Below are 5,524 nucleotides of genomic sequence, written 5' to 3' on the forward strand. Positions count from 1 at the left end.
GCCGCGGGGTCTGCCAGCCCAGACCGGCCATCCGTTCCCGCAGAAGGCGCTTCTGCGCGTCGACGTCGCGGAAGTCGACGTCGAAGTCGAAGTCGACCGCGGGGAAGGAGAACATCGCCATCCCCTGGGTGGCGTCGCGGATGGGCCGCAGGCCGGCGGACCGCCCGGACGCGGAGTCCTGGTGGTCGATCAACCAGCGGTCCAGCCCGAACTCGTTGGGCACGCTGTAGAAGGCCATCACGTGCCCGAGGTGCCGGATGTACCGCTCGCGCGGCCCGAACACCATCGCCCGCAGCGCCGAGTGCAGCCCGTCCGCCCCGACCACGAGGTCGAAGCGCCGCCGGTCGCCGCCCGCGAAGGCCACGTCGACGCCGTCCGGGTCCTGGTGCAGCTCGGCGATCCGGTCGCCGAAGACGTACTCGACCGCGCCACGGGTGTCGTCGTGGAGCACGCGCGACAGGTCCCCGCGCAGGATCTCGATCTCCGCGATGAACCCGTCGCCGCCGTCGTCGTCCGCTCGGTAGGTGTCCAGCACGGTCCCGTCCGCGTCCACGGTGTAGGCGCCGGCGGTCTCGGTGCGGGCCGCACGCACCGCGGCGTCGAGCCCCATGCGCCGGATGACCTCCTTCGCCACCCCGCGGGCGTCCACCGCCTGCCCGCCGGGCCGCAGTCCGGGGGCCCGCTCCACCACGGTCACCTCGGCGCCCCGTCGGTGCAGCCAGTGGGCCAGCGCCGGCCCCGCGATGCTCGCCCCGGCGACCAACACCCTGGTACCGCTCACCGCACCCCCTGGTCGTCCCTCCGGATCGGGATCCGGATCGTACGGGGGCGCACCGTCAGCCGGTCAGGGAGCGGACCGCCGCGACGTCGTACTCGGCCACCGAGGCGGACACGATGTCCGCGGCCTGCTCGTCACCCGTCCCGCTGCCCCGGAAGGCCTCGACCTCGGCCCGGGACTCCCACCGCTCGAGGATGTTGATCCGGGTCGGGTCGAGCAGGTCGGCGGTGAGCGAGAAGTCGAGGCAGCCCGGCGCCGTGCGCGCCTGCTCGACGACCGCGACGCAGCCCGCCAGGTACGCCTCGCGCCGGCCGGCCGCGACGACCAGGTGGCCCGCGACGATGACCTGTACCGGTTGGTCCACGTCGTCGACCCTACTGGGCCGTCCCGACGACGAGGTCGATCCACGCGGACATGGCCTCGGTCGCGGCGTCGGTCTCCCCGGTGATCAGGACGTCGTGGAGCAGCCCGCGAGCGACGGCGAGACCCAGGCGTGCCCGCGCCCGACGCGCCCGGTCGTCCTCCCGATCGCCCTCGAGGAGGCGGTCGAGGAGCACCGTGAGCGCGTCCAGCCACGGGTCGACGAGCGACTCGCGCAACGACCGGGCGTGCGGCTGGTCGCGCATCGCGTGGACGGACAGCTCGAAGAACAGCGGGCCGTGGACCAGTCCGGCGTCGAGCACGCGCGCCCAGAACGCCCGCAGCGCCTCCCCGGGGTCACCACCCGCCTCGACCGTGGCCGTGACCTCGGCGAGCAGGTCGCGCTGGCGCGCCTCGACCACACCGACGACGGCCGCGAGCAGACCCTCCCGCGAGCCGAAGTGGTAGATCACCATCCGGTGGCTGGTGCCGATCGCGGCCGCGATCGCCCGCAGGCTGCGGTCCTCGACGCCCTGCGCGGCGAAGTGCTCGACCGCCGCCGCGAGCATGCGGGTCGCCTCGGGAGACGTCATGGCCGTGACGGTAGGTCGGCCGGGACGCGGGCGACGGAGCAGCCCGGCGGTCCGCATGTGTACCATCTGGTTCATGCGCTCGATCGTGGTGGGTCGTGACGTCGACGCGGCTCCGGAGACACTCTGGGAAGCGGTCGTCGACGTCGGGTCCTGGCCCCGGTGGACCTCGTCGATCACCTCGGTGACCCTCCTGGACGGGGAGCTGGCCCTCGGCCGGCGCGCGGCGGTCACGCAGCCGCGACTCCCGACCCAGACCTGGACGGTGACCGAGCTCGAGAACGGACGCTCGTTCACCTGGACGACCCGCAGTGCGGGCGTCGCGACCGAGGGTGTCCACCAGGTCCGGCCCTCGAGCGGCGGGAGCCGGATCGTCCTCACCGTCACCCAGACCGGGCTGCTCGCTCCCGTGGTGGCGCTCGTCCTCGGCTCGCTCACGCGGCGCTACCTCGAGCTCGAGGCCGCCGGACTCAAGGCCGACGCGGAGGATCGGGCGGGGCGGCTCCCACGGTAGGAGGGTGGCGGCGCCCCACGCGGTGGGCGGACGTCCCTACGCGGCGTCGCCGACGGCGTGAAGCGCGGAACGCCCCGGGAGCGGCGACACGAGTGCGCCGTGCGACGCGAGGCGCTCGCGGTGGGCCCGGTGGTGGTGGCCGCAGAACAGGAGCTCGCCACCTGCGGGCAGGACCGCGACGAACGCGGCCCGCGCCGGGCAGCGGTCGCAGGCCTCCCGGGCGGTCTGGTGCGGGTTCTCGTGGATCTCGGTCATGACGCTCGTCCCTGTCGTGTCGGCTGTCGGCTCGTCCGTGCGACTCCCAGGCTGCGCCGACAGGTGCTCCACGGGGAGGGAGCGGCCCCTCCGGGAGGCGAGGGCCAACCCCCGTTCCGGATCGGTCGCCGACCGGGTAGGCGGTTGATCATGGCGAGGGCACCGCGACGACTCCGGTGCCGGCACGGTCAGCGGCCCAGGCCGGACGGCGGGTGAGGACGGGCCGTCCAGCTCCTCACGTCCCAGCCCTCACACCAGGTCTCGGTGGCGACGAGTGGGAGGAACCCGGTCCAGAAGTGGTCCATCCGGTCCCAGAGCTCCTGCTTCGGACTCAGCGACTCGAGCAGGGTGGCGCGGCCCGCCAGGCTGACGACGACCTCGTGGGCGGCCCACGCCGGGTCGACCGCGGGCTCGAGCAGGTGCTGCTCGGCCGCGAGGACGAACAGCCGTGCGAGCTCGGCCTCCCAGCCGGCACTCATCTCGGCGAGGGTGGGTCGGTCCACGACCTGGTCGCGCAGGACGCGGGCCGCCCCGCGCACGATCGGGTCGTCCAGGCGGACCACCACGATGTCGGTCATCGCGATGACGGCGCGGAGCGGGTCGGGTGCGTCGCGTTCCGCGGCGGACACGACGGCGTCCCAGGAAGCGGCCATCTCCTCGACCAGCGCGGTGGCGACGGCGCGCTTGGACGGGAAGTGGAAGTACAGCGCGCCCTTGCTGCCCGGCGCCCCGCTCAACAGGTCGTTGAGGCTGGTGGCGTGGTAGCCGTGCACGGCGAACTGCTCGCCGGCGGCCACCAGCAGGGCGTGGCGGGTGGCCGTCGCGCGCTCCTGTCGTCGGCCGTCGCGGGCACGACCGGTCGAGCCATCTGTTCCGGGAGGAGGCGGGGGGTCGTCGGAGCGCGGGTCGGCCATCATCGGGTTTGCCTTCTCCGTACCAGGCGGTATGTTTCGAGGGTAGAGGGTGCCTGAGTGGGGGGCCAGGCCGGACGGTGGGGGGCTTCCGGCCTGGACTGGTCAGGTAGGGCGGTTCGGCCCCGGTCACGGGGCCGACCGTCCCCGTGGCGCCATCGGCGCGCACCGGTGGCGCCACGTCCTCTTTTCCGGAGCACAGGAGCTGGTCACATCACCATGACGGGGCCGGTCGGGATCGTCAGCCACGGCACGACGGTCGGGTCGAGGAGCACGAGCAGACCGAGGACGGTCAGCACCACCGCGACGCCGTAGTTGGCCACGAGGCGCCACGGCAGGAGCTTCTCGATCGCGATCAGTCCCGCGATGAACGCCATCCACGCGATGTTCATGACGCCGAGGGCGAACAGCGCGAGCATGAGTGCCCAGCAACAGCCCAGGCACCATCCGCCGAGCTTCGCGCCCATCCGCAATCCGCCGATCGGCCCGTCGCGCCACGAGCTGAGCAGGAATCCGAGGGGGCTCCGGCACTTGCTCAGGCAGACGTTCTTCAGCGGCGTGAGCTGGTAGGCGCCCGCGGAGATCAGGGCCACGGCGGCCAGCGCGCGCCCTCCCTGGTCCCAGGTCAGGACATCCCCGGCCAGCCAGCGCGCGGCCGCGGCGATCACCCACGCCGCCGCTCCGGCAGCGGTCCACGTCAGGAGATAGCCCGCGGTGAACATCGGTGGCGCCAGGGGCGCCCGCTCACGGGTCATGCGGGCGTGGAGAGCGACGGTCGGCGCGACCGACGGGAACATCATCGCCGCCATCATCACGAGCCAGACGAGTACGAACCACCAGAACCCACCGAGGCCGGTCCACGGTCCGCCGTCCATTCCCTGCATCTGACCGGCCGTCCACCACCAGCCGACGGCGGCGAGCACGAACAACGACAGCACCAGGCCGATGCGCCACCGGACGGCGGAGAGCGCCGGGCGCGGCCCCTCCTCGACCACCGATCGGCGGGACGATCCGGCGGTCACCGTCTCAGGCCGCCCAGGAGAAGTCGGACGTCGACAAGCCGGTCTTTCCTTCGTACTCGATACCGAAGGCACTGATGCGTGATCGCCTGGCCTCGGCCATCGTGAGGTCCGACGCCACGGGATGGAACATCCCGGAGAACCTCACCGGCTCTCCGGATTCCACTCCGAACGGCACGATGTCCTCGATCTCGAACTCGATGCCGCCACTGATCCGCACCGCGTGGCGCAGGCCGTCGTGGTCGATCTCGATCGTCGCGCGCTCGGCTCCGAGCATCTCGCCGATGAGCGGTGCGAGGCCTGCCATCGGGCCCCCGAGCTGACCGCTGAACACCCGGACGAGCTGCTCGAACTGGCCCTCGCTCGCCTCGTCACCCACGAAGACGCCGACGCGCCAGTTGCCGTCGGTCATCACCTTCGGGGTGTCGATGATGATCGCGACCTTGCTGCCGGCGATGTCGGTGCCCTCGACGGTGCCCTCACGGATGTCGAAGACCAGGCTCGCTCGGCAGAAGTCGTAGGTCGCTCCGTGATCGAAGGAGAGATTGCACGGGCACATCAACTCGCACGAGCACGTCTCGACATAGCTGCCCCGCAGGTTCCACGACATCGTCGCTCCCCATTCCCACCCGTCCGAAGGGGGAACGACCGTCCCGCGCACCATGCGGCGTGTCAAGGGGACATGAGCTCGGAATGCAAGACCGACTCCGACCGCGATCGTTCTCCCACTCAGCGTCACGGATCGCGGGAAGGACGATTCCGATCTCGAATCCGCCGTCCCGCACCACGGAACCCGTGGACGCTTCCGTGGGGATCGGGAGCTCGTCGCCACCGACCGGATTCCGACCGGCGGCAGCGGACGTTCCGGGCGGCCGACCGGCGGGCAGCGCCTATCTCGCACCGGGGTGGCGAGGACTCCGTCGTCCCGTCCAGTGCCCAGGGCCGGGCCGCCGCGACGCCCGCCGCGGCGGCGGCGGCCAGGGCGAGGACGCCGACGGCGTGGGCCTGCCCGGACTCGGAGACGGTCAGCAGTCCCGTCCCCGCGACGAGGAGGCCGACGGCGAGCAGCACGGAGCGACGCCCGGCCCCGGCGGGGC

The 5,524-nt window shown here is 72.5% G+C and carries 8 protein-coding genes; 1 reads left to right on the forward strand and 7 read right to left on the reverse strand.

Translation table 11 applies throughout. The annotated features are described in order from the left end of the window. The 3 genes from AC0CYZ_RS16845 to AC0CYZ_RS16855 form a co-directional block, all read right to left on the reverse strand. Positions 1-781, reverse strand: a 781-nt coding sequence (locus AC0CYZ_RS16845; protein WP_472217371.1) for an FAD-dependent monooxygenase, incomplete at its 3' end; no start/stop codon positions are given. Positions 782-836: 55 nt separating this feature from the next. Continuing rightward, positions 837-1,142: a putative quinol monooxygenase gene (locus tag AC0CYZ_RS16850; protein WP_472217373.1), complete on the reverse strand. Its 306-nt coding sequence runs from the start codon at positions 1,140-1,142 to the stop codon at positions 837-839. 10 nt (positions 1,143-1,152) lie between these two features. Next, positions 1,153-1,731: a TetR/AcrR family transcriptional regulator gene (locus AC0CYZ_RS16855; RefSeq protein ID WP_472217375.1), complete on the reverse strand. Its 579-nt coding sequence runs from the start codon at positions 1,729-1,731 to the stop codon at positions 1,153-1,155. Between the two features lie 73 nt (positions 1,732-1,804). On the opposite strand from AC0CYZ_RS16855, the gene AC0CYZ_RS16860 reads away from it, so the two are divergent. Further along, on the forward strand, positions 1,805-2,242 hold the full coding sequence (locus AC0CYZ_RS16860; protein WP_472217377.1) for an SRPBCC family protein: 438 nt from the start codon (positions 1,805-1,807) through the stop codon (positions 2,240-2,242). A 36-nt stretch (positions 2,243-2,278) separates the two neighbouring features. Here AC0CYZ_RS16860 and AC0CYZ_RS16865 read toward each other — a convergent pair whose 3' ends face one another. The 4 genes from AC0CYZ_RS16865 to AC0CYZ_RS16880 all read right to left on the reverse strand — a co-directional run bounded on the left by AC0CYZ_RS16865 (position 2,279) and on the right by AC0CYZ_RS16880 (position 5,091). Next, the gene (locus AC0CYZ_RS16865; RefSeq protein ID WP_472217379.1) at positions 2,279-2,497 is read right to left on the reverse strand and encodes a DUF7455 domain-containing protein; all 219 of its coding nucleotides are present in this window, start codon (positions 2,495-2,497) and stop codon (positions 2,279-2,281) included. A gap of 188 nt (positions 2,498-2,685) precedes the next feature. Then, entirely contained in the window at positions 2,686-3,414 is a 729-nt protein-coding gene (locus AC0CYZ_RS16870; RefSeq protein ID WP_472217381.1) for a TetR family transcriptional regulator, read from the reverse strand. A gap of 203 nt (positions 3,415-3,617) precedes the next feature. Then, entirely contained in the window at positions 3,618-4,430 is an 813-nt protein-coding gene (locus tag AC0CYZ_RS16875) for a DUF2182 domain-containing protein (RefSeq protein ID WP_472217383.1), read from the reverse strand. A gap of 4 nt (positions 4,431-4,434) precedes the next feature. Then, entirely contained in the window at positions 4,435-5,091 is a 657-nt protein-coding gene (locus AC0CYZ_RS16880) for a DUF1326 domain-containing protein (protein ID WP_472217385.1), read from the reverse strand. Positions 5,092-5,524 lie beyond the last annotated feature (433 nt).

It is taken from the genome of Actinomycetospora sp. (assembly GCF_055612215.1).